The organism is Arcicella sp. BE140, from assembly GCF_031456255.1.
GTDB lineage: Bacteria > Bacteroidota > Bacteroidia > Cytophagales > Spirosomataceae > Arcicella > Arcicella aquatica.
Window position 1 is genome coordinate 120,892 of the sequence record NZ_JAVDUE010000016.1, and the last position, 25,460, is coordinate 146,351.

Annotated in this window: 19 protein-coding genes; 13 read left to right on the forward strand and 6 right to left on the reverse strand. The window is 35.7% G+C overall.

Features of this window, described 5'->3' with window-relative positions:
• The first annotated feature begins 65 nt into the window (after positions 1–65).
• The 4 genes from ligA to J2Y60_RS19610 all read left to right on the forward strand — a co-directional run bounded on the left by ligA (position 66) and on the right by J2Y60_RS19610 (position 3,969).
• On the forward strand, positions 66–2,075 hold the full coding sequence (gene ligA, locus J2Y60_RS19595; RefSeq protein ID WP_309922839.1) for an NAD-dependent DNA ligase LigA: 2,010 nt from the start codon (positions 66–68) through the stop codon (positions 2,073–2,075).
• 185 nt (positions 2,076–2,260) lie between these two features.
• Positions 2,261–3,142 carry a 4-hydroxy-tetrahydrodipicolinate synthase gene (gene dapA, locus J2Y60_RS19600; protein ID WP_309922841.1) on the forward strand — a complete coding sequence of 294 codons (882 nt, stop codon included), beginning with the start codon at positions 2,261–2,263 and terminating at the stop codon, positions 3,140–3,142.
• A 55-nt stretch (positions 3,143–3,197) separates the two neighbouring features.
• On the forward strand, positions 3,198–3,500 hold the full coding sequence (locus tag J2Y60_RS19605) for a Dabb family protein (protein ID WP_309922844.1): 303 nt from the start codon (positions 3,198–3,200) through the stop codon (positions 3,498–3,500).
• A complete protein-coding gene (locus J2Y60_RS19610; RefSeq protein WP_309922846.1) occupies positions 3,481–3,969 on the forward strand; it encodes a hypothetical protein in 489 nt (162 codons plus the stop codon). The genes J2Y60_RS19605 and J2Y60_RS19610 overlap by 20 nt, the downstream gene beginning before the upstream one ends.
• 119 nt (positions 3,970–4,088) lie before the next feature.
• Here the strand turns inward: J2Y60_RS19610 and J2Y60_RS19615 are convergent, their stop codons facing one another.
• The 4 genes from J2Y60_RS19615 to J2Y60_RS19630 all read right to left on the reverse strand — a co-directional run bounded on the left by J2Y60_RS19615 (position 4,089) and on the right by J2Y60_RS19630 (position 11,191).
• Entirely contained in the window at positions 4,089–4,742 is a 654-nt protein-coding gene (locus tag J2Y60_RS19615) for a GDSL-type esterase/lipase family protein (RefSeq protein ID WP_309922848.1), read from the reverse strand.
• A 49-nt stretch (positions 4,743–4,791) separates the two neighbouring features.
• Positions 4,792–6,429: a glycoside hydrolase family 30 beta sandwich domain-containing protein gene (locus tag J2Y60_RS19620; protein ID WP_309922850.1), complete on the reverse strand. Its 1,638-nt coding sequence runs from the start codon at positions 6,427–6,429 to the stop codon at positions 4,792–4,794.
• Between the two features lie 116 nt (positions 6,430–6,545).
• Entirely contained in the window at positions 6,546–8,054 is a 1,509-nt protein-coding gene (locus J2Y60_RS19625; protein ID WP_309922851.1) for a RagB/SusD family nutrient uptake outer membrane protein, read from the reverse strand.
• Between the two features lie 17 nt (positions 8,055–8,071).
• On the reverse strand, positions 8,072–11,191 hold the full coding sequence (locus J2Y60_RS19630) for a TonB-dependent receptor (RefSeq protein ID WP_309922853.1): 3,120 nt from the start codon (positions 11,189–11,191) through the stop codon (positions 8,072–8,074).
• A gap of 314 nt (positions 11,192–11,505) precedes the next feature.
• On the opposite strand from J2Y60_RS19630, the gene J2Y60_RS19635 reads away from it, so the two are divergent.
• Positions 11,506–14,427 (forward strand): triple tyrosine motif-containing protein, encoded by a 2,922-nt coding sequence (locus J2Y60_RS19635; protein ID WP_309922855.1) that lies wholly within the window; start codon positions 11,506–11,508, stop codon positions 14,425–14,427.
• Between the two features lie 305 nt (positions 14,428–14,732).
• Here the strand turns inward: J2Y60_RS19635 and msrB are convergent, their stop codons facing one another.
• Both msrB and J2Y60_RS19645 read right to left on the reverse strand, forming a co-directional pair.
• The gene (gene msrB / locus J2Y60_RS19640; RefSeq protein ID WP_309922857.1) at positions 14,733–15,233 is read right to left on the reverse strand and encodes a peptide-methionine (R)-S-oxide reductase MsrB; all 501 of its coding nucleotides are present in this window, start codon (positions 15,231–15,233) and stop codon (positions 14,733–14,735) included.
• 210 nt (positions 15,234–15,443) lie between these two features.
• Positions 15,444–16,733, reverse strand: a complete 1,290-nt coding sequence (locus J2Y60_RS19645; protein WP_309922859.1) for an MFS transporter — start codon at positions 16,731–16,733, stop codon at positions 15,444–15,446.
• 241 nt (positions 16,734–16,974) lie between these two features.
• Between J2Y60_RS19645 and J2Y60_RS19650 the strand changes: the two genes are divergently transcribed.
• The 8 genes from J2Y60_RS19650 (at position 16,975) to J2Y60_RS19685 (ending at position 25,305) form a co-directional block, all read left to right on the forward strand.
• Positions 16,975–17,478 (forward strand): Rieske 2Fe-2S domain-containing protein, encoded by a 504-nt coding sequence (locus J2Y60_RS19650; protein ID WP_309922861.1) that lies wholly within the window; start codon positions 16,975–16,977, stop codon positions 17,476–17,478.
• Between the two features lie 16 nt (positions 17,479–17,494).
• A complete protein-coding gene (locus J2Y60_RS19655) occupies positions 17,495–17,935 on the forward strand; it encodes a thioredoxin family protein (protein ID WP_309922863.1) in 441 nt (146 codons plus the stop codon).
• A 40-nt stretch (positions 17,936–17,975) separates the two neighbouring features.
• Complete coding sequence (locus J2Y60_RS19660; protein ID WP_309922865.1) at positions 17,976–18,869, forward strand: FAD:protein FMN transferase; 894 nt, start codon at positions 17,976–17,978, stop codon at positions 18,867–18,869.
• A 28-nt stretch (positions 18,870–18,897) separates the two neighbouring features.
• Complete coding sequence (locus J2Y60_RS19665; protein WP_409014240.1) at positions 18,898–19,125, forward strand: DUF4266 domain-containing protein; 228 nt, start codon at positions 18,898–18,900, stop codon at positions 19,123–19,125.
• A 209-nt stretch (positions 19,126–19,334) separates the two neighbouring features.
• Positions 19,335–20,552 (forward strand): DUF3570 domain-containing protein, encoded by a 1,218-nt coding sequence (locus J2Y60_RS19670; protein WP_309922867.1) that lies wholly within the window; start codon positions 19,335–19,337, stop codon positions 20,550–20,552.
• 165 nt (positions 20,553–20,717) lie between these two features.
• A complete protein-coding gene (locus J2Y60_RS19675) occupies positions 20,718–21,434 on the forward strand; it encodes an SDR family oxidoreductase (protein WP_309922869.1) in 717 nt (238 codons plus the stop codon).
• A gap of 182 nt (positions 21,435–21,616) precedes the next feature.
• Positions 21,617–24,700 carry a lantibiotic dehydratase gene (locus J2Y60_RS19680; RefSeq protein WP_309922872.1) on the forward strand — a complete coding sequence of 1,028 codons (3,084 nt, stop codon included), beginning with the start codon at positions 21,617–21,619 and terminating at the stop codon, positions 24,698–24,700.
• A gap of 158 nt (positions 24,701–24,858) precedes the next feature.
• A complete protein-coding gene (locus tag J2Y60_RS19685) occupies positions 24,859–25,305 on the forward strand; it encodes a MarR family transcriptional regulator (protein ID WP_309922874.1) in 447 nt (148 codons plus the stop codon).
• The last annotated feature ends 155 nt before the right edge of the window (positions 25,306–25,460 follow it).

Genomic DNA, 25,460 nt, shown 5'->3' on the forward strand with positions numbered 1-25,460 from the left:
TTCGAAAATTTAAAATAACTTATATTTTGGCGGTAAATTCGGTAAATTTTTAAAAGCTTATTTGAATGAACCCACAGGAAGAAATCAACCAATTGACAGACAGGTTGAATGAACTGAACTATCGATATTACGTCACTGCTGATTCAGAAGTATCTGATTTTGAATTTGATAAACTTCTTGAACAATTACAGTCTTTAGAAAAAGCCTTTCCTGATTTGGTTCGTAACGACTCTCCTACGCACCGTGTGGGTGGCGCTATTTCTAAAGAATTTGAAGCAGTAACTCACCGTTTCCCGATGCTTTCATTGGGAAATACCTATAATGAAGGAGAACTACTTGATTTTGATGAAAGAGTAAGAAAAGGACTCGACAATGAGCCTTATGAATATATTTGTGAGTTGAAATTCGATGGTGTAGCGCTTTCTGTTTGGTATGAAAATGGCAAATTAGTGAGGGGTGTTACCCGTGGAGACGGTGTAAGAGGCGACGATATTACTTCAAATATCAAAACCATTCGTACTTTACCCCTTAGCGTAAAGGCTGAAAATATGCCTGCTGTTTTTGAGGTACGAGGCGAAGGTTTTATGCCTTTATCATCTTTTGAATCGTTGAACAAAGAACGAGAGGATATTGGCGAGGCATTGTTGGCTAACCCAAGAAATGCGGCTTCTGGAACGTTTAAAATGCAAGATTCTTCGGTAGTAGCCAAAAGAAAAATGGATTGTTATCTCTATCAATTTTTGGCGTATGATGAGGTTTTCAAAAGTCATGAAGAAAGTTTGCATTGGATGAAAAGTGCAGGGTTCAATGTTTCACCTACATGGAAAAAATGCAGTAATATTCAAGAAGTATTTGCCTTTATAGAACGTTGGGATAAAGCACGTTTTGATTTACCCCTCAATACAGATGGTATTGTTATTAAAATAAACTCTTTTGCTCAACGAGAAATATTAGGCTACACGGCTAAATCTCCGCGTTGGGCTATTGCTTATAAATACAAATCAGAATCGGCTACCACTACTTTAGAAACAGTAAGTTATCAAGTAGGAAGAACGGGGAATGTTACGCCTGTTGCCAATTTAAAGCCTGTATTATTGGCTGGTACAGTAGTAAAACGTGCGAGTATTCATAATGCCAATGAAATAGAGCGACTAGATTTACACATTGGAGATACCCTTTTTGTGGAAAAAGGAGGTGAAATTATTCCTAAAATCACGGGTGTTGATGTTAGTAAAAGAGCTTTAGATTTTGAGAAAGTACAATTCCCAACTACTTGTCCAGAATGCGATACGCCTTTGGTCAGAAAAGATGGAGAAGCTAATCATTATTGTCCGAATGAAAAAGGTTGTCCACCACAGATTAAAGGTAAAATAGAGCATTTTATTCAACGGAAGGCCTTGAATATTGAAAACTTAGGAACAGAATCTATCGATTTGTTTTATCAGAAAGGCATCATCAAAAGTCCAGCCGATTTGTATGATTTAACAAAAGAAGATTTAGCCAATTTAGAGGGTTTCAAGGAAAAATCTATTAATAATATTCTTTCGGGGGTTGAAAAATCAAAAGAGATTCCTTTCAAACAAGTATTGTTTGGTATCGGTATCCGCTTTGTAGGTGCAACAGTAGCGGAAAAATTAGCTTCGTATTTTAATAACATAGATGCCATTGCTAAGGCTAGTTACGAAGAGCTTTTGCAGGTTCCTGAGATTGGCGACAGAATCGCACAAAGCGTTGTGGCATTCTTCCAAGATGAGGATAATCAACAGTATATTGCTCGTTTGAAAGAGGCTAAGCTACAATTTATCCATGAAACTACCGAAATTGTTGTGGAAGGGAACAGTTTAGAAGGAAAAACTTTTGTAATTTCGGGAACTTTTCAAAATTTCGAACGTGATGATTTGAAGGTAAAAATTGAAGCAAATGGTGGAAAAGTATTAAGCGGCGTTTCGGGAAAATTGAATTTTCTGGTAGCTGGTAATGACGCTGGTCCATCAAAATTGCAAAAAGCCCAGAAATTGGGTGTTCAAATTATTTCAGAAGATGAGTTTTTAGAGATGGTGAGAATCAAGCTGTGAGATTTGAGCGATGAGCCTTGAGCGATGAGCCTTGAGATTTGAGATTTTTTATTAATTAATCCATTGACTATTTATTAATAAAGCTTTCTCATTTTCAAATTAACACACTTTCAAATTTTCAAATTACCACATAGACCAATAATTTTTTAAATATAGACGATGGTATAATCGTAAAAAATCCAAAAATGAGACCAAAATTCCACGGCGTAGCTCCAGCTTTAGTAACCCCAATGTTTGAAGATGGAAGTATTGATTATGAAGGGTTAAAAAGATTAGTACAACACGTAAGCGACGGTGGTGTAGATTACTTAGTAGTTCAAGGAACCACAGGAGAGTCTGCTACAACAAGCACAAAAGAGAAGATAGCGATATTAGAATTTATCAAGGAGCATAATTCAAAGAATTTGCCAATCGTGTATGGGCTTGGTGGAAACAATACGCCAGAGGTAATCAAGGCGATTCAAGCTACGGACTTTACTGGTATTGATGCCATCCTTTCGGTATGCCCATATTATAATAAACCGGGGGCTCGTGGAGTAATTGCTCATTATTCAGCGATTGCTGATGCTTCGCCAGTGCCAGTGATTATGTATAATATCCCTGGGCGTTCGGGCATCAATATGTCGGCGACTACTACGTTGAAATTAGCCGAACATCCAAACATTATCGGTGTTAAAGAGGCATCTTGTATCATCGAGCAATGTATGGAAATTTATAAAGATAAACCTGAAGACTTTTTATTAATCTCTGGTGACGACGTACAGGCTGTACCTATTATTGCTTGCGGAGGCGTAGGTGTTATGTCGGTAATCGCAAATGCTATTCCTGCTCAATTCACTACGATGATTCATGCGGCTTTGGATGGCGATTTTGCGACGGCTCGTAAGCTATTAGGACATTTCTTAGCGATTGACCCTCTTTTATATGAAGAAGGGAATCCAGTAGGTGTTAAAAAAATCCTTGAATTGAAAGGAATCAGTGGTCCAGATGTTCGTTTGCCATTAATGAAGGCATCTGATGAACTAGGCGAAAGAATGATTGCCGTTATTGAAAAAGATAATTTATAATTTATTCATTGTTAGGGTTACTAAATCTTATTTTTACTCAAAATTAAAATCACTTATGTTTGTTCACGTAGTAAATTTTTGGTTAAAGAAAGACTTGTCAGAAGCTGACCGTCAAAAATTCGTAGAGGGCGTAAAGTCGCTTGGCAATATCGAAAGTATTAAAACGTTTAGTGTAGGGCCTCCTGCTGCTACAGACCGTCCAGTAATTGACCGTAGTTATGATTTCTGCGAATTAACGGTTTTTGATGATGCAGCTGGCCACGACGAATATCAAGTACATCCCCTCCATCTAAAGTTTATAGATGATTGTAAACATCTTTGGGAAAAGGTATTAATTTATGATTCAGAAAGTATCTAAGTGGACTAAGTTAACGCTAGGTTTTGTTTGTTTGACATTTTTATTGACTAATTGTCAGCCAACCAAAACCTTTCAGCCTACTTCTTACTATAGTCCCAACTACCAAAGTGGTGGTTATGACCAACATACAGGTTTAGGCTTCAAAATACCTGATAAATACGCTATTGACGTTTTGCAGGGTGATGAAAAGCCTAAAGAAAACTACGAAGAAATGGATAAATTGACCATTTCGGAGGAATTTCCTTTGACAGCCAATCAGGAGTACAAAGGGAGAATGCTGAAAAGAGGAAATGATCAACAAGAAAAAGAAGCAATCTTAGCTAGGATGGTGGCACAAGCCCAAGACTTAGGCGCTAGCGGACTGATGAATGTAAACTATAAAGTATTTTCAACAGCTACTACGTCTGGTTATATTTTAACTGGTACAGCTTTTAAATATGTGTTGAAAAGAAATGTTAGAGAGAATTAACTTTTTTTAACAAAATAATTTAACCCCCTCATCAATAGTGGCGGACTTAACTCCGTCGCTATTGATGAGGGGGTTTCTGTTCTTGCTGGAGTAATGTTTAACAAGCATCGGATACTGCTCTACTTATACTGCTTTCGCAAAAACTTTCGGGTTTCCTCCGCCCAAATTTCATACCCTTTCGCATTCATGTGCAGTTTGTCTGCTACAAAAATATCAGTCATCAGTTCGCCATTGGGCAAATAAAATGCTTTTTGAATATCTAAGAAATAAACATTCTTGTTTTTCTTACAGAATTGTTTTACTGATTCATTCAAAGCTTTCTGCTTGTCTAACAGATGTGTCCTTGCCAAACTAGGGCGAGCAGAGCAAAAACCGATTTTAGTAGTAGGCAATTGTGTTTTTACTTTCTGGACAAACTCCTTAAATTCCCTGAAAATAGAATCTGGACTTTCGCCTGCACTCAAATCATTATCTCCTTCATAAACCAACACTATTTTCGGTTTGTATTTGGTCACGATTCTCTCAAAGAAAAAGTTTAAATCACTCATCTGCGACCCACCAAAACCCCTGTTAATCACAGGAAATTCTTTTAAATCCTCTTTGTAGGTAGTCCAAAGTCGAAACGTTGAACTTCCTGCTAAAACGATTTTGCCCATTGGAGGCATATCAATCGAATCTTTTTTCTCAAATGCCTGTATTTCAGACAAATACTTTTGAGAGAATGTATAAAAACTTATTAATTGAAAGAACGCAATTATGAATATTTTTCTCATTTATTGTCTTCGTTTAAAATCAATCTCTTTAGTTACTCTTCAGATAATCTTACCAAACAATTGTTGCAACGGCTCCAGCAGGTAAAGAAACCGTTGCCAATTTGTCTGATTGCTTAACATTGATATCCACAGCTACTGTTTTATCGTTTTCGATAATCACAACTTTCTTTCCAGCAGGCGTCATAAAAGCAGCATTAGGTAAATTGCTGTTAGTAGTACTTTGGATTCTTTTTGAACCAGTAGGTACAAATTTTGAAGCGTGTCCTACGATGTAATAACTTACATTACGGGTAATGCCTGAACCAGCAATCGTTAATGCACCTTTGCATTCCGTACATCCCCCAGGCGTATGTGGTTGAAAACTAGCATCATTCGCCAAATTCCATTCCAAGGCAACCTTACTCCAGTTTTTTACTGAACCAATAATTACATTTTTAATATGCCATTGTAAATCTCCTGCAAAAGCTCCTTTTGATGATGTCCATTGTTCCGTAAAATACAGATTTTTATTGGGATGAAGTACCTGTACTTTTGATAATGCACTGATATCTCCTGCATAAAGGTGAAATGCCGAACCATCAATGTATTGATTAGCGTCTATATCGTTTAATACATTTATTGGATAATCTGGGTTATCACAGTTATGGTCCCAAACAACAATTTTAGTTTTGATATTTTCCTGACGGAAAAGTGGACCTAAATTATTCTTTACAAAATTAGCTTGGTCTGAAGAACTCATTACCATACTAGGATTATTTCCACCGTGTTGAGGTTCATTTTGAAGCGTTAAGGCATCAATCGTTATACCTTCCTTCTTCATCTCTGCGATATATTTCGCTAAATATTTTGCATAGACTTGATAATATTCTGGTGATAAATTCCCTCCGATTGATTTCCCGTTGGTCTTCATCCAAACTGGTGCCGACCACGGACTTCCCATAATTTTAATAGAAGGATTAATTTTGATAATCTCTTTTAAGATAGGAATAAGGTATTCCTGATCAGGTGCTAAGCTAAATTTACCAAGTGTTTCATCTTTCTCGCCGCTTGCTAAATCGTTATAGCTAAATACTTTTTCGTCTAAATCAGAAGCACCAACGCTTATTCTTAAATAACTAATGCCTATTGATTTAGCATCCTTACCAAACAATTCGTTTAATAAATTATTTCTATCAGTAGTATTTAAAAGGCTGATTAATTTCGCACTTCCGCCCGTTAAAGTAAAGCCAAACCCGTCAATGCTTTGGAACGTCTGCGTAGTATCTAGCTCAATTGTTGGGTTAGTGCTAACACTTTTTAAAAATTGTACATCGTCTTGTTTTTGTAACAAAACAGATTGGTCAGCGGTAGTAAGCCAATAACTCAGTACTGGGTTATTTTGTGTTACTGGCGTAGTAACCACAGGTTGTTGTGGCGTAATAGTAGGATTGAGCGATTTGTCATTGCATGCCCAAATCATGAATAAAATAATAGATTGAATAACAGCGCGCATATTTCTGGGATAATTGTCTGAGACAAGACAAGTGAAGAGATATACTGCCAAATCGATTCTGTAAAAGCGAATCGACTTGGCAGTGATAATAGTTGATGATGTTTCAAATGGAAGTTCTCCCAATAATAGTCTTCCCAAAACCTCATCCCCCAGCCCCTGTGCGGGCCACCCTTCTCCTTCAGAGAAGGGGAGCAAACCATGGGACTTAAAGCTCCCCTCTCTGAAAAGAGCGGGATGCGTAGTCGGGCTGGGGGTGAGGTTTTAAAATAAAGAATATTTGGTTTATCTTTTTTGAGACAACCTCTTAATTATTAGTAATTAGGATTTTGCTTGATTTTAGTATTTTCTAATTCTTTAAAAGGAATGGGGAATACTTCGTTTTTACCAGCTTTGAAACCTCTGCTTGCTAAAACAGTTGCTGCTTTTCCAGTTCTTACTAAATCAAACCAACGGTGTCCTTCGCAAGCAAGTTCTAAGCGACGTTCATTGGCAATAGCATTTAAAGACACTGGAATAGAAGGCAATCCAACTCTTGAACGAACGGCATCTAATAACGCTTGAGCTCTTGCACCTGTTCCGCCTAATGCCTCCGCTTCCATTAAATAACTATCTGCAAGCCTGATAATATATGAATTTTGTCTAAAGTTCAATTCAACATTTCCCAAACCTGTCGAAACATCAGATTGCTTCGGCATAAACTTATTGATAAAATAGCCAGTATCCTGATAAGCAGAAATATAACTGATTTGTTTAGCAGCTTTCATGGCTTTAGCATCCAAAATAGTAGCACCAAATCTAGGGTCATCTTTCAAAGCATCATATAAATCTTGGGTAATAGGATTGAATGCCCAACCACCTGAATAATAGGCTGGTGCTGTAGAACCTGCTGGACGAGTAAGGGTTCTTGGTCCAACCATTTGTACTACGCTATTTCCCTCGTCAGTGCCAGATCCCCAGTTTCCCCAACCTGCATTACTTGCACTTGTATGCGCTACCTCTAAGATAGATTCGGTATTAAACTTATTCGCAAAGACCCACAAATCAGCAAAATTACTAAGCAACTTGTATCCATAAGGATTTGTTCCTCCTGGTGTTCCATTAACGATAGCAAGCTGTGCGGCGGATTCCGTCAATTTATTATCGTACAAATACACTTTACCAAGTAATGCTTGAGCAGCACCTTTTGTCAATCGTCCAGCATCGGCTGCAGGAACAGTATTAGGCAATACGGCAATGGCATCATTCAAATCTTTTTCAATTTGCGTATAAACAGCAGCACGGTCAGCCTGAACAACATTATAGATTTCAGATGACGGAAGTGGCGTAGTAATAAGTGGAATGTTCTTAAACATTCTCACTAAATTGAAATAATACAGCGCTCTCAATGCTTGTGCTTCGCCTACATAGCGAGCCTTTAACGAGGCGTCCATTGGAATGGCAGGTAATTTTGACAGCAAAAAGTTAGCTCTGAAAACACCTTGATAATGGTCACTCCAAAAACTAGCAGGGATAGTTGTTGGGCTTAGCGTATAGTTTGAAAATGTTTGTAAGCCAAGTCCGTCTGTAGCACTACCACCCCCTGCAACGTGGTCATCAGAACCAGCATTCATCATGGTAACCATGTTTTCAAAACCACCAGAGTTTTTTCTCATGACATCATATACTGCCACCAAGCCTGCAAATGCTTCAGATTGATTGGTATAATAACTTGCCTCCAAGCTACTCCCTTTCGGAAGTACTTCAAGATAGCTTGAGCTACAAGAAGCAAGTACAGATGTTGCTATTGCGATAAGAGAATATTTGAATTTATTACTTTTCATCTTTTATAATTTTTACATTAAAATTTTAAATTAAGACCAAATTGGATTGAACGAGCCTGAGGATAATACCCTCTGTCGATACCAAAAACATTACCTCCAATTTCTGGGTCATAACCAGTATATTTTGTTATTGTCAGGAGGTTTTCTGCTGTTAAGAACAATCTTAATTTTTGTGCTCCAATTTTATTAGTAATGCTGGTAGGAAGGGTATAACCCAATTGAATAATTTTGAATCTTACAAAATCGCCATCTTCTAAATAGAAGTCAGAAGGCTTTCCAAAGTTTCCGTTGGTATCATTATTGGTTAATCTTGGGTAACTATTAGATGTCCCCTCTCCTGTCCAGCGGTTTAAAACTTCTGTTTGGTAGTTGGCATTCAGAATATCTAAGCGACGAAGTCCTTGGAAAACTTTATTTCCTCCTGAAGCTTGTGCGAAAATCATACAATCAAAGCCTTTATAATCCATATTGACAGTTAACCCGATAGTATATTTAGGTAACCCACTTCCAAGAAATTTCTTATCATCATCATTAATCGTTCCGTTTCCATCCGTATCAACCCATCTGAAATCTCCCGGTTTTGCATTTGGCTGAATTACGTTGCCTTCTGCATTTTTGTAGGCACTCACCTCAGCAGCGTTCTGGAATATTCCCGCCGTTTGGAATCCAAAGAATGAATTATATGGTTGACCAACTTGTGTGCGGGTAATTGACCCCATCGATTGGAAACCAGCAGCACCCGAAGTAATAAACGAAATACCATTTCCTAAGTAAGTCACTTCATTTTTCAAGTAAGAAACATTACCATTGGCAGAGAAATTGAAATCACCAAAGCGTTTTCTGTAACCAAGTTCAAGTTCAATACCTTTGTTTTCCATATCAGCTACATTACCTACTGGGCTACTTGTCGCACCTACATAACCTGGCAAAGTAATCGTTTGTAGAATTCCAGAAGTCTTTTTGCGGTAAACTTCTAATGTCAACGTAAGGTTATTCAACAATGTAGCATCGATACCAATGTTAGTTTGGGCTGTTTCTTCCCATTTTAAATCAGGGTTTGAAGGAGCACTCGGGCTAAACCCTGTGATAATATCTACTCCGCCTGTTCCATAAGTATAGTTTCTACCACCAACAATAGTAGATAAATAACCAAAGTTTAGAATGGCATCATTACCTGTTACACCGTATCCACTTCTGATTTTCAACGTTTTAACGATACCATTTTCTTTCCAGAAATTTTCGTTTGAAACTACCCAACCTGCCGAGAATGATGGAAATATACCGTATTTGTTATTACCTCCAAATCTTGATGAACCGTCTCTACGAATAATACCTGTAAACAAATATTTTTCGTTGAAGTCATACGTTAAACGACCAAATAAAGACGTTACACGGTGTTCGGTTCCTGTATACGCACTACCCGTTCTTTGGGCTGCTGGCAATGAAAAGTTGAATGATGCATCAGGATAAGTATTCACTGGTAAATCAGAATAAGTGATGCTTGTTCCTGTAGTAATATTGTCTATATAAAGCCCTTGACCCAACAAAACTCCAATGTTGTGATTGCTAACTTTTTTATTATACATTACTGTATTTTCAACATTCCAACCTAAGCCATTATTCGTTCCTCTGCTAAAAGTATTTTTTATTGCACTCGTAGTAGCACTTAAATAATATTTTGGTGTAAAAAAGTCACCTCCCCAATATGAAAGTTTTGCACCAATCGTACTTTTGAATTTCAAGTTTGAAACTGGCGTAACTTCAAGAAAAGCATTTCCTACAAAATCATCAGATGAATCAAAATTGCCTAATCTTACTTGCTGATAAGCAATTGGGTTGGTCATTTCCTGTCCAACGATTGAGGATATACCGTAAGGTCTTCCTTCGCTATCTCTCAATACTGGGTTCGTCGTATAGATTGTTGAAGCAGCCGCTGTTGGGTCTGTTACTACCAAAGGAGTGATAGGGTCCAAATTGATTGCCGAACTCAAAGGGCCACCAAATTCACTGTTGGTATTACCTAACCCAACAGTTTTTTGGTGAGAGTATGCCAATGTTTGACCTATCGAAATATATTTAGATAGCTTATGGTTTGAATTCAGACGAATGTTATCTCTTCTGTATGAAGAAATATCTTTTAACACAATTCCTTCTTGGCTTTGCGTACCCACTGAAAGGAAAAAGCTTGATACATCATTTCCACCGCTAATACTCAATTCATGGTTTGAACGCTTAGCACTGTTGTTAAAAATAGCAGCTTGCCAATCTGTTCCAGTTCCTAATGATGAGGGATTAGGGAAAAGCACACTTCCACCAGCAGCGACAGACTTTTCATTCATAATCAGTCCGTATTCCGAAGCATTCAATAATTTTAACTGTTTAGCTGGCTCTGAAGAACCTACAAAACCTGTATAATTCACACTTAGTTTTCCAGATTTCCCTCTCTTGGTTGATACCAAAATTACCCCAGAAGCCGCTCTGGCACCGTAAATTGCTAATGAAGCCGCATCTTTCAATACTTCAATTGATTCAATGTCTGATTGATTGATAAAACCAATACCACCATTATCGATAATTACACCATCGATTACCCAAAGAGGGTTGTTACCTCCGTAAGTATCAAAAGTAGTAAGTCCACGCACACGAACTGTAGAAGCAGAACCTGGCTGACCAGCATTAGCAGCAATCGTCACCCCAGATACACGTCCCTGAAGGGCTGTTTCTATACGTCCACTTGGAACATTTTCAAGGTCTTTTGCTTTTACGCTAGAAATGGCACCCGTCACAACACTTTTCTTTTGTGTACCATAACCAATCACAACCACCTCATTCAAATCTTTGATGTCTTCTTCTAATTTCACATTCACCAACGTAGTATTACCTACCGCTTTTTCGAGAGGCTTGTACCCAATAAAGCTAAAAATTAAAATATCATTGGGCGTTGCATTGATTTGGTACTCTCCTGTTGCATTAGTAGTTGTACCTTTTGTAGAGTTCTTTACCTTGATAGAAACCCCTGATATAGGCACATTTGAATTAGCATCAATTACTTTTCCTCGTATCTCTACCGACTGCCCAAAGACAGAAAGAGTACACATACTCAGCAATAATAAACATAAGTAGTTTTTAAATTTCATAAACTTTTTAAGATTAAAAATTTGGAATAAAATACCTGATTTGAAGAAACCCAAGAGGCTGAATCATTCAATGCTAACGCTTGGGCTATTCAAAAACCGAGAGCAATATTAAAGACGCACATAGGCATAACTAAAAAAAACGTATACACTTCAATTACGTTTGATTTTAAAAACTACTACGCTATTACTACTTTAATATTTATATCTATCTAATTTTCAATACTTTAATAAGTGTAATTAATATAAATATTTGCATATAAAATTGTATCTTTGTAGACACTTAAGATGATTGCTTTAATTTATCAGTAAAAAATATGAAAAACCTTTCTAACCTTATTAGGAGCTTAATAATATTCCATCTTCAAATTGTTAGTTGTAATTCACTTTTTGCACAAGCTACGCAAGAGGTAAGTCAAGATAATTCTGCCAAAGCCCAGCCTGCTATTTTAAGTTTTGTAAAAAGTGATTTCAAAAGTGATTCACACTTCAGTATCGGATGTGAGGCCAACGATGGCACCATGTTTTTTGGCAATTATGAAGGAGCTCTCAGTTATGATGGGAACAATTGGAAAAAGATATTTTTACCTAACAATTCGTCTATTTATAGTTTAGTAAAAACAAAAAAGGGAGAAATTTATGCAGGAGGTTACAACGACTTTGGTATCCTAAAAAAAGACATTTATGGGAAATATGTATTCCATTCAATGGTTAATCAATTGAAATTATCTAATCGAAATTTTGAGAATATATGGAGGGCCAATAGTATAGGAGATTACATCATTTTGATGTCTTACAACGAACTGATTGTCATTAATAAAAATGTAGCAACGATTATCCGTGCACCAAAAACATTTGTGTATGGTAGCCAAATAGAAGATAACTATTTCATCCAAGACTATGAAAAAGGGATTTTGTCGCTAAATCTTTCAAGTAAGAAATTAGAACCCATTTTCCCTGCAAGCTATTTTAAAGATGAAGTTACTACAGCCATTTTACCTACAAAAGTGACCCATGAGATATTAATAATGACGCGCAGCGGAAAGATTTTTTTAGGAAATATACAAACCAAAAAGATAGCCATTATTAAAGAAATATTCTCAGTAAACGATAATGACCAACTCAACTGTGGGATTCGGAAAAGTGACGATTTGTATTTAATAGGTACGCTAGGGTCAAAATTGTTGTGGTATAACTATAAAAACAATACGTTGTCGTACAACGCTGAATTTCAGAATATTACCAAAAACAATCCTATTATTAATTTCTTTGTAACTTCAAAAGGTGACATTTGGGTATTAAAAAATAACGGCTTAAATTTTTTAATCTACAATTCATCTTATCAGAATATTTTTGACAAAGCCTCCATTTATGATATCCTGATTAAAAACAAGAAAATCTATTTAGCGACCAACCAAGGCATATTTTACTCGACTATTCCAGAAAATATTATGAGTAATAATTATGATTTTAAAGCCATCAATCAATTAAAAGGACAAACATGGACTATCCAAAACTTTGGTGACGACATCATTGCTTCGCACAATAATGGTATTTTAAAAATCACGGATAATACTTATAAAAAAATTTCTACACCAACAGGGTTTTGGAAAATTACGCCAATTGCCAATAAACCTAATTGGTATTTAGGCTCAAATTATAATGGGCTGTATTTAGTAAAAAAGAATGGGAAGGAATGGTCTATTAATAACAAAATTGAGGGATTTAATGAATCTACCCGTGATATTTCGCCAGATACCAGTCCCAATACTTATTGGGTTTGTCATGGATATAAAGGCGTATTCAGAATCAGAATAGATAACGATTATCAGCGGGTAGAATCCGTTGAAAACTACACCAATACCAATGGCTTTATTTCTTCTTTCAATATCAATGTACATAATTATGAAGGAAGAGCCATTTTTACAACTAATACAGGGATTTATCAATTTGATGAAAATACGAATTCTTTTGTGCTACATCCTACCTTGAATACGATTCTAAATCCCCAAAAGAACACTCGAAAAATATTCAAATCCAAACACAAAACGTGGGCTATCGAAGACGATGAGTTGGGCTATTTTACAGAAAAAAATCCAGTGTTCGAAAAAAACACTTTTCTTAATTTGAAAGGAACATTTAATAAAGGGATGGAGGTAGTAGTGCCTTTGGATAATGACAAAGTATTTGTTGGGACACACAATGGGCTTTTTTTATATGACACAAAAATTCCCAAGCAGAAAAAACAACCCATCACTCAGATTAGTAGAATGTGTTATTTGATAGATCAAACTGAAAATGAGTTGCCTATTAATCACGCCAACCATGAAATAGACATTCCTAATGGTGCTGAAGTAGTAAGAATTGAATTTGCTGTGCCACAATTAATTTCGAATATTGGGGTTCAGTATAGTTATAAATTGAATCCTACAGACAAAAATTGGTCTAACTGGACAAACAATTCTTTCAAAGAATACACAAATTTGAGTCCCGGCACATATGTATTTACCTTGAAAGCGCGAAACCTCCTCGGTGTTGAGGCAACAGAGTCCAAAATGATTTTTACGATAAAACCAAAGTGGTATCAAACTACTTTTGCTTATTTAGTGTATGTTTTTTTAGTCATTTTTGCATTGAAATACGCTTATTCACTCATTAAAAAAAGGCTTGAAATGGAGCATCTTAAAACCAGAAATGAAATAGAAAAATCTAAAAAATTAATAGAACTAGAGCTTGAACAACTAAAACTAAAAGAAGATAAAGCACAGATTGATAAATATACGGAGGAGTTGGATAGAGACATTATTATAAAGAGCAAAGAACTAGCCAATTATACATTAATGCTCAGTCAAAAAACGGAAGTTTTCCAAGATATAAAGACAGATTTACAAGAGCTCAAGACTTTGCTAAAAAGTGATGAATCGAAGAAAAAGTTATTGGATATTTATAAAAAGTTAAACTCGGAGAAAATTGGGAGTGATTTCATAGAAATTTTCGATGTTAATTTTGAAAAGATTAACCATGATTTTTTTAAAAAACTAAAAAGCATTTATCCAGAATTAACTCAGCGAGAACTTAGGCTTTGTGCCTTTGTAAAAATGGATTTTAGCAATAAACAAATATCTCCCCTTTTGAATATTTCAGCACGCGGTGTGGAAACGGCTAGGTTAAAAATTCGCAAGAAATTACAAGTTCCCCATGAAGAAAGTTTAAGTGTGTTTTTGGAAAAGATTGTTTGATGTTGTTTTTATGTTGTAACGTATTGATAAAATAAAACATGAGTCATCCCGAATTTTCTAATAGCATAGTAAGTTTTATAAGACTTTAAGGGCTTTTGGATTTATACTCGCCCTTACTTTTTGTCTTGATACAAAAAGTAACAAAAAAATCAAGAATTCCTAAACTCGCTCCGCTCAAACAGTAGGAATTCGGGGAAAATTAATCATAAAAAAGCGGTCAAAAGAGCAATTTTGACCGCTTTTTTGCTACTTATGTCAAATTTTAAGATAATTTATACTTGTATAAAAAAGCTGAAAGCTCAAAGCTATTTCTTGCTCACTTTCTCATCTTTTTCAAAATCTAACGCGACAGAATTCAAGCAATAACGTAACCCTGTTGGTTTAGGCCCATCTTCAAAAACGTGACCTAAGTGAGCGCCACAACGGCTACAAAGTATTTCTACTCTTTCCATACCAAAACTATTATCGGCTACTTCCAAAATAGCATCTTTATGGATAGCCTTATAAAAAGATGGCCAACCTGTACCCGATTCAAATTTTGTTTGTGAGTCGAAAAGAGGAAGTTTACAGCATACACACTTGTAAATTCCTTTTTCATGGTTTTTCCAATAAGCCCCAGAACATGCCAATTCAGTGCTTTTTCTTCTGGTTACTTTAAATTGCTCTGGCGTTAAAATTTTCATCCATTCAGCATCTGTCTTCACAACAGTAAATTTGTGGTGAGTAACTCCTGATGACTCTTCCTGTGCGGTACAATTCGTTAATATTGCCATGCAAGTAATTAATGTTATGATGACGATTTTCATTTCCTTTTTGTGTTTAAATGTATTTACTTAAAGTACGAAAAAAGGAGGATTATAGTTTACGTAGTAACGTATAATTAAGAATTAATTGTCTCAAATTGTCGGGAGAATGACATTTTTAGCTGTAAGCTTTGAGCTATGAGCCTTGAGATATAAGTTCAAAGTTAAATACTAAAAACTCATAGCTCAAAGCTTATGGCTCAAGGCTAATAGCTACCTATAAACCTTCTGAGATGGTACTCTTGATAAAATCACTAAACCAATGATAAAGAAAACGGTAAGGAAAAGGACACTCATACGCATACTTCCTGTTAGCTGATTAACCAAGCCAAACATAAACGTACCGATGACAGTAGAAAGACGGTCGCAAACGTCATAAAAGCTAAAGTAAGAAGCCGTGTCTGGCGTTTCTTCTGGAATTAGTTTAGCATAAGTTGAACGTGAAAGCGATTGAATCCCTCCCATCACAAAACCAATGCCTGTCGCTAAAATATAAAACTGATTGCGGGTAGTAACAAAATAGGCCGCAATACAAATAACTACCCAGCAAACCACAATGATAGATAACGATTTAGTATTACCGATGTTCTCGGAAATTTTAGCAAAAAGATATGCTCCAACAATAGCTACAAGTTGTATTAATAGCACCGTTACAATCAAAGCATCAGAAGGCAATTTTAACTCTTCACTACCAAACAATGCCCCCAGATACATAACAGTTTGCGCTCCCATGTTATAAAAGAAGAAAGAACTCAAGAAACGCTTAGTATTTTTTAAATTCTCTAATTCATGAAATACTTTTTTTAATTCCTTAAACCCATTAAAAATCCAGTTTCCTCCATGTTTTTGAGCAACAGCGTTATCAGGCAAATAATGAAATGAATATTGAGCAAAGACTATCCACCAAATACCCACCGTCAGGAATGAGATTCTTGAAGCCTCTCCCCCAGTAATGCCACCATACCATTCTGGTTTTAGCACCATCGTCAGGTTTTGAATCAATAATATCACACTACCGATATATCCCATGGTAAAACCTCTGGCCGATAGCCTGTCGTATTGGTCTTCTGTTGCAATTTCGGGCAGATAAGAATTATAAAAAACGATACTTCCCCCCCAACCGACGATTGAAAATAAGAAAGCAAAAGTGCCTAAATAATAGCTGCCTTCCACAAAAAAATACATCAACATACAACTAATAGCACCAAGGTAGCAGTATAGGCGCATAAATGCTTTTTTGTTGCCCGTATAATCTGATATAGCAGATACTAATGGTACAGAAAAAGCCAATAATAAAAAACCTACAGAAACTGCGTATGAATATAAAACAGTGTTTTCGAGTTGAAATCCAAAAAAATCTAAGGTCCTGCTTTTTGAAGGCAACATCACTGCTGCAATAGGATAATAAATCGGGAAAATAGCTGAAGTAATGGTAAGAGAGTGTACAGAATTTGCCCAGTCGTACATTGTCCAGGCGGTTAAAGTTTTAGGGTTATTCTTCATTGTATGATTTAAAAAATTATAGATACTACAGGATTATACTTAGTGTTTAACAAATATAGCTGAATGAAATAATTTTTAATCAAATCTACAATAGTCTATTCATTAAATCGTCTGAATTATTTTTTAAACTTATTCTTTCTATCAAGCAATATTTAAGTAAAAAATATTGTATTCTATATAAGATTGGGACAAAGCCAATTTTAAGCGATTCAATAACCATTATAAATTATTTAATATACTTATGAAACGTCATGAATTTTTAAAGTCAATCGGTTTCAGAGGTGCTGCTCTTATGGCTGTTCTTAGCGCCTGTACCAAAGCTGAGGATTCTGTTCTGCCTGCGCTAACAATTTCTCCCGCAAGCTCGAGTACTGGTTCAGGGACAGGGTCAGGAACGGGAACTACTACCCCCACTACTGGAACAGACCTTAGTACTATCACCAATCGATTATTAACCATTGATTTATCTGCTAGTTCATCAGCAAACCTTAATAAAGTAGGCGGATACATTACACAAAGTGGCATTGTGGTAGCTCAATCTTCTTCTGGTGTGTTTGTAGCTGCTACTCAAACTTGTACACACGAACCCAAAAGACAGGTGATTTTTAATGTAAATGAATATTATTGTACGGCACATGGTGCAAGGTTTTCGTTGACTGGGTCGGGTAAAAACAGTTTTGGAAGTAGAGGGCTCACAATATATAAAACCGCCACAGACGGCAAAACCGTAGTGGTTTATAGTTAAACTCAATCAAATTATTATGAAATCTATCATTGTATCACTTTGCTTTTTAATGTTTTTTTCAAATCCAGATTGGACATTAGATTTTGAAAAAGCTAAGTCAGAAGCAACCCAATCTAAAAAATATATCCTTTTGAATTTTTCAGGCTCTGACTGGTGCATTCCTTGTATTAAATTAAAAAAAGAAATTTTCGAGTCTGAAGCTTTTCAAAAATATGCTAACGAAAATTTGGTTTTAGTAAGAGCTGACTTTCCGAGATTAAAGAAAAATCAGTTAGATGCTAAACAGACCACTCAGAATGAATTATTAGCCGATAAATACAACAATCAAGGTAAATTCCCACTGACGGTTCTAATAGACAGTAATGGCAAAAAAATCAAAGAATGGGAGGGCTATCCAAACACGTTGACTTCTGAAAACTTTATTCACGAAATTCAAGAACTTACCCATGCTCATTAGTGATTCTCCTCTTTTAGTTCATCAAAAAAAGCTCCGACTAATGGGCAACGCCTTTGAAATTAGCGTTGTGCATCAGGATGCTAATTGGGCGAATGAAAGAATAGATGAAGCAATTGATGAAATCAGAAGGATTGAAAAATTGTTAACTACATTTTCAGATGATAGCCAAACCAATTTGATTAACCAGCACGCAGGGATTCAGCCTGTAAAAGTTGATAAAGAGGTTTTTGGGTTGATTCAACGTTCGCTCAAAATTTCGGAACTAACCCAAGGGGCTTTTGATATCACTTATGGGTCTATTGATAAAAGCCTTTGGAATTTTGATTTAACGATGACAGCTTTGCCTGATATTGCAATAGCCCGACAGTCTGTTCGATTAATCAATTACAAAAACGTAATCCTGAATGCTCATGATTCAAGCGTTTTTTTAAAAGAGCAAGGTATGCGGATTGGTTTTGGGGGTATCGGGAAAGGCTATGCCGCAGAAAAAGCCAAAATGTTGATGATAGCAAAGGGGGTAAAAAGTGGTATTGTTAATGCGGCGGGTGATTTAACCACTTGGGGTACACAGCCAAATGGTAAATCATGGACTATTGGCATAGCTGACCCAAATGCCCAACAACATAGCTTTTCTGCCTTAAACATCAGTAATGTAGCCGTGGCGACCTCTGGTAATTATGAGAAATTTGTGGTAATTGATGGCAAAAAGTATTCGCATACCATAGACCCTAAAACAGGCTTGCCAGTAGCAGGTATCAAGAGTGTTACGATACTAAGCCCTAATGCAGAAATTGCAGATGCAATGGCTACTCCTGTAATGGTTATGGGTGTAAAAGTTGGACTAAACCTAATCAATCAAATGCAGGGAATCGCTTGTATCATTGTGGATGACCAAAATAAAATATTTACATCCAAAAATATTAATATCAAATAAAGAAGCTTTTTAAACTTTTACCAATAAAATGAGAACTAGAAAACAGTTATATATTACAGCCTTTTTGATACTAATGGGACTATCAAGTCAATCGTGTGTTTCAGTAAAGGAATATCAAAAAAGTAGGATTAATGATTCTGAAATGGAATTGGCCTCAAGAAAATCTGAAAAATTTGAACAGAGTTTCTATATGTATCGTGAAGGTGCCTCAGGAGCCAATGGTGGAAAAAGTGGTGGTGGATGTGGATGTAATTAATTGAAGGGATTTAATTTATAGACTTGAAGACTTCAGGACTTGAAGACTAAAAGACTTGAAGACCTCAGGACTTGAAGACTTAAAGATTTGATGACTTGAAAATTTTGATTGGAGACTTTAGATGTTAACGTAATTGCTAAAACTCCTTTACTCCTCAAGTCATTAAATCCTACAGTATCGCAACAAACAACCACTTAATCCTTTATTAAATGAAAAAAATAATTCTCTCAGTTGCTGTTTTAATGACAGCAATGTTGAATAATACATTTGGACAAGACAAAACCACAGAGGAAACCTCCTCTTATGAAAAAAGAAAACTTAAAGTTGAAGAAGTAAATTTTGTATCTAGTTATTATGGGCAAGAAGGTAATAATTCCGCAGTAACTGGAGGAATTGGGACAGAAAAGCTACGAGATTTTGCCAATTCAATTGATTTAAAATTGACAAAATATGATTCAAAAAACCGTCTGCATACTGTTAATATTGATTTAAATGTAGACTTTTATACGTCAGCGTCTTCTGATAATATAGACCCGTTAACGGTTTCGTCGGCATCACGAAAAGATACTCACTTCTATCCTACCATCAGTTGGAGCATGAAGAACGATGTAAACAGGACAACAAAAGGACTGAGTGTATCTTATTCAACTGAATATGATTATAAATCTTATGGTTTTAACTTAAGCTTTGCGAAAGCTTCAAAAGATAACAACCGTGAGTTTAGTGTGAAAGGTGGTGCATTTTTCGATACTTGGTCTATTATTTTACCTCCAGAACTTCGTCCAAACAATTATGGTTCTGGCGCACACGGAGACCGTGACCCAATTGACTACCGACCGCGAAATTCTTATAATCTTGCCTTTTCACTTTCACAGATTATCAATAAGCGATTACAAGTATTGGTGACTGCCGAACCCGCATATCAAGAAGGTTTATTGAGTACCCCTTTTCATAGAATTTATTTCAAAGATGGTTCAGAAAGTGTAGAAAGGCTGCCGGGTAGTCGTATGAAATTGCCTGTAGGTATGCGATTAAGTTATTTCTTAGGAGACCGTACTATCTTGAGGGCATTTTATAGATACTATATGGACGACTGGGGTATGAAGGCTAATACGATGAATCTGGAAGCCACTGTCAAATTGAACCCTTATGTTTCGCTGAGTCCTTTTTATCGATATAACACGCAAACAGCCGTTAAATATTTTAATCCTTATGGAAAAAATGATATTAACAGTGCTTATTATACAAGCGACTACGACATTTCTGGCTTCAATAGTACATTTATTGGCTCTGGAGTAAGGTTTGTCCCTGCCAATGGTATATTGGGAATCAAAGAGTGGAACAGTCTTGAACTACGTTATGGGCATTATACTCGTACAACAGGGATGACATCAAACATTGTAACGATGCTAGTAAAGTTTAAATAGGTGTTTTATAATATATTATTGTAAAGGTTGGCTAAATTTAATTTTATGCCAACCTTTTTACGTTAAATATGTTGAAGAAAGTAGCTAAGATTTAAAAAGGTTTTATAAATGTAAAAACTCATACATTTGTAATCGAAAACATATTCTTATAAACAAAAACACATTATGTCACTTCAAAATAAAACCATTTTAGTAACTGGTGCAAGTAAAGGGATTGGTAGAGCATTGGCTTTATTATTAGCTGATAAAGGGGTAAATTTGAGTTTAGTAGCACGAAGCGAAGCAGAACTTAGTACGTTGAAAACTGAAATAGAAGCTAAGGGTGCAAGGGCTGAAATATTTGTAGGGTCTGTGGGTGATGAAGCTTTTGTGAAAGCTACTATTGCTACAACGATTGCTAGTTTTGGTAAAATTGATGCCTTGGTTAATAATGCAGGTTTTGGCGTTTTTAAACAAGCTACGGATATAACTACAGAAGAGTGGGATGCTATTTATGAAACTAATGTAAAAGGAACTTTTCTTTTTTGTAGAGAAGCGATTCCTTATATGAAATCGGCTGGCGAAGGGCATATTATCAATATTGCTTCAGATGTTGCCAAGCGTGTTTTTGATGGAGGTTCTTTGTACTGCTCTTCAAAATATGCTCAAGATGCTTTTTCAATGGCTCTACGTAAGGAAGTACGCAAAGATGGCATCAAGGTTTCGGTAGTATATTCTGGTTTGGTAGATACTTATTTCCATGCTCGCCCAGAAGGAGACCCACATCAAGCGCAATATTTAACTTCACAAAATATGGCAGATGTTATCACTTATATCTTAGAAGCACCAAAACACGTGGTGATTGATGAATTGATGATTCATCCTATGAGTCAAGAGTATTAAAAAATAGGTAGGGACGAATTGCATTCGTCCACACGGTCGTGCAATTTCGTAGAAGCGTTCGACGATGCGGACGAATGCAATTCGTCCCTACTGTATATTGGGTGTATTTATAAATAAATAATACAATTTCAGGCATTAAACATTAATTTTGATGGTAACGTCAAACCAGTAATAATCAGTTAATGTCAAATACGTATCAATTTCTGAAAAAACTTATTGTCAGAACACCATCATTACCATTTATAGATGATGTTTCAGAAGCATTTCTGAAAGATTTAATCAATCTTCCTATTTTTTCAGAAGCACTTTACCTAGCCTCTCCAGTCCTCTATCATGAAGCCCTGTTTTGGAAAGATAACAACATATCAGACCCAAAGAAAGCGCAGAAAATAGCCTATTCAATCAGTAAATATTATAGCAGAATGAGTAGTAGATGTACTCCGTTTGGTCTTTTTGCGGGTTGTTCTGTCGTTGAATGGGATGAAGAAACCAATCTACAATTAGCAGCTGAAAAACAGAGAAGTACTCGTTTAGATATGCATTATGCTGGTGCATTGGCACAAAGTTTATCAGAACTCCCACTTATCAAAAGTCATTTAAAGTATTATCCCAATTCAAGTATTTACCAAATTGGGAGTGAAATACGCTACATAGAATATAAGTATGTTGAAGGACGTAGAACGCATCAAATCACTGCATTTGAATGGTCAGAATATATCGCTTTAGTGCTAGATACTTGTAAAAAAGGTGCTAAAATACAAGAGATTGTCCCACATTTAGTAGATGATGATATTTCGGAAGAAGAAGCAACCGACTTTATAGAGCAATTGGTAGATGCGCAACTATTGGTTAACGAATTAGAACCTGCTATTACAGGAGAAGGATTGACTCAGCAAATGTTGAAGGTACTTCAAAATATTAATGCAAAAGAACACTTTAGCCCAATATTGTTAAACATCGAAGCGAAGTTAAAAAACATAGACGCTCATCAATCAAATGATATAACTGCTTATCAGGAAATCATCGCATTAATTAAGCAAATGGATGTTCCGTTTGAAGAGGGGAAACTATTTCAGACTGATTTGGTAAAAGTATTCAATCAAAAAAAACTTTCTTTTACTTATCAAGAACAACTAAGTGAAGTTGCAGAGGTTTTGTTTCAACTTAGTCAAAAGCCTGTCAATTCCCTCCAAGAAGAATTTATTCAAAAGTTTTATGACCGATACGAAGGGCAAGAAGTACCTCTTTTGGTCGCACTTGATACTGAAACAGGTATAGGATATGGGCAAACGGGTAAAAGCAATTATACGCCCATTGCCAATGGTTTTGAAATGCCGAGTATCGAAAAAGATGAAATAGCACTTCGTCAAAATGCATTTAAGCAATATCTTTTCAAGCAATATTTAGCAGCCAATAAACAGGGTGCTTATGAGATAGCATTGAATGTGAAGGAATTAGAGCATTTTCAACAAAAAAATCATAAAGTCCCAAGTTCTACTTCATTAATATTCCGACTAACAGGATACGAACAATATCCTATTTATCTTGAAAAATTAGGAGGAGCCACTGCCATGAGTTTATTAGGCAGATTTGCACATACTGATGCTGAAATATTAAATATTACAAAAGAGATTGCACAGAAGGAACAAGCGCTTAATCCTGAGGTGATTTTTGCAGAAATCATCCATTTACCCGAAAACAGAATTGGAAATATTCTACTTCATCCTGTTTTCTGGCCTTACGAAATTCCCTATTTAGCAAAATCGTCATTGCCCGAACAAAATCAAATTTTGTTGGAAGACTTAATGGTTTCAGTTAATTACAGTCAAAAGAAAATCAAGTTAATATCAAAACGGCTTAACAAAGAGGTTATTCCTAGGTTGAGTAATGCTCATAGCTATTCGCTAAATGCCTTGCCAATTTATTATTTTTTATGTGATTTACAGGCTCAAAACCTACCTGTTTCCTTTAATATTTCTTTGAAAAATGTAGTACCTAATGCTAAATTTCTACCAAGAATCACGTTTAAAAATATTATCGTAGAATCTGCCACATGGAAATTTGACAAAGAAGATTATCAGGAGCTAATCAATTGCTCTACTGATAATTTATTAGCTTCCATTAAAGATTTCAGACAAAAATGGAGAATACCGAATCGCTTTGTGTTAGCTGATTTCGATAACGAGCTTTTAGTAAACACGGATAACCTGCTGAGTGTTCAAACTTGGTTGGATACTATTAAAAATAGAAAAGACATTGAATTAAAAGAGTTTTTGTTCAACCCTGCAAGTGATATTGTCATTAATCAAGATAGGGAGACTTTCACCAATCAATTTATTGCATCTTTAATCAATAAGAAAACCGTTTTTGAAGGCATTCCTCCTATCAAAAAAGCTAATAACGACCCAACGCGTAAATTTTCCTTAGGCTCTGAATGGCTCTACGTCAAAATATATTCAGGAGTAAAAGCGGCAGATGATATTTTGACACAAGCAATAAAACCGTTGGTAGAACAATTCCTTGCAGAAAAGGTAATAGATAAATGGTTTTTTATTCGTTATCTCGACCCTGACAATCATATCAGAGTCAGGTTTCATTTTATGGATTTACAATATTTAGGCAAAGTCATTATCGCTTTAAATGAGGCCTTAGCAAATCTTGAAACAGAAGGAATTATCCGAAAAATTCAGTTTGATACCTATCAAAGAGAACTTGAAAGATATGGCGCCGATGCTATCGCTTTAGCTGAAAGTATCTTCTTCTATGATAGCGAAGCGATTGTAAAGCTATTAGAACAAACTTGGGGTGACGAAAGAGAACAAATCCGTTGGCAGTTTACTATTAAAATCATAGATGCTTATTTGGATGATTTTGAGTTTTCTTTACATCAAAAACTTGCTTTAATGACTCACCTAAAAGACAGTTTTGCAAAAGAATTCAACGTTGATAAACATCTGAAACTGCAAATGGATAAGCGTTTTAGGGAAAATAGAAAGACGATCGAAGGAATTTTAGCCAAAGAAATTGAGGAGGAATATGTTGTTCTTTTTGAAAGTATTCAACATAAAAGTGAACGCATAAAAGCTTCTGTTGGTGAAATAAAAAAACTCAAAAATGAAACGGAGGTAGCTCAATTTTTAAGCGATACTATTCACATGACCGTCAATCGTTCTATTGCTGATAATCAGCGTTTTCATGAATTGATTATTTATGATTTTATGTATCGTTATTACCAAGCTGAAAAAGCAAAAAGTAAAAAAAGCTAAAATTGATTATTATAAATGTATTTTGAATTAAATTTAACTGTACTTTTGACTACTTAGTTTAATTAAAACCCAAAGGCTGATTTGAGTCGTATTTCATTTGAAAGTAGAGAAATGTTTTTTCTATCGACTTCTTTTCAATCTTCATTTTTTATTGTACGATGACTACAAATCCTGCTGATACCAGAGCTTACTTTTTTAAAATAGATACTACTATCAAAAAAATTAGGCTTATACTTCAAAAAAAATTAGACGATGCCAACATTGACCTTACTGTAGACCAATGGGTTTTATTAGACCATATCAAAAGACACGAAGAATTTGGTATTAGTCAGAATGAATTGGCAGAAATGACCGTGAAGGATGCTCCGACAGTTACCCGAATCATTGATTTATTGGTAAAAAAAGGGTTTGCCGAAAGAAAAATGGCTACTAACGACCGCCGTAGATTTATGATTACGCTAACAGATGCAGGCAGAGAGAAGTTTGAACAAGCCAATCCCATCGTAGTGGAAGTAAGAAGGAAAGGGTGGGGTGATTTATCAGAAGAAGATTACAAAACCTTCGTAAAGATTTTGGATGCTATTTATACTAATATTACGCACTAATTAGTATTATAAATTTTATTTACCCGCTGATTTTAGAGATAAATGCCGCTGATTTACGCTGGCTTTCCTTGAAAATTATTTTTAGATATTGATTTAGAATAAAATCCACTCATATTCTGGGTGGATTTTTCATTTCACCTAAGGTGATTTATTTA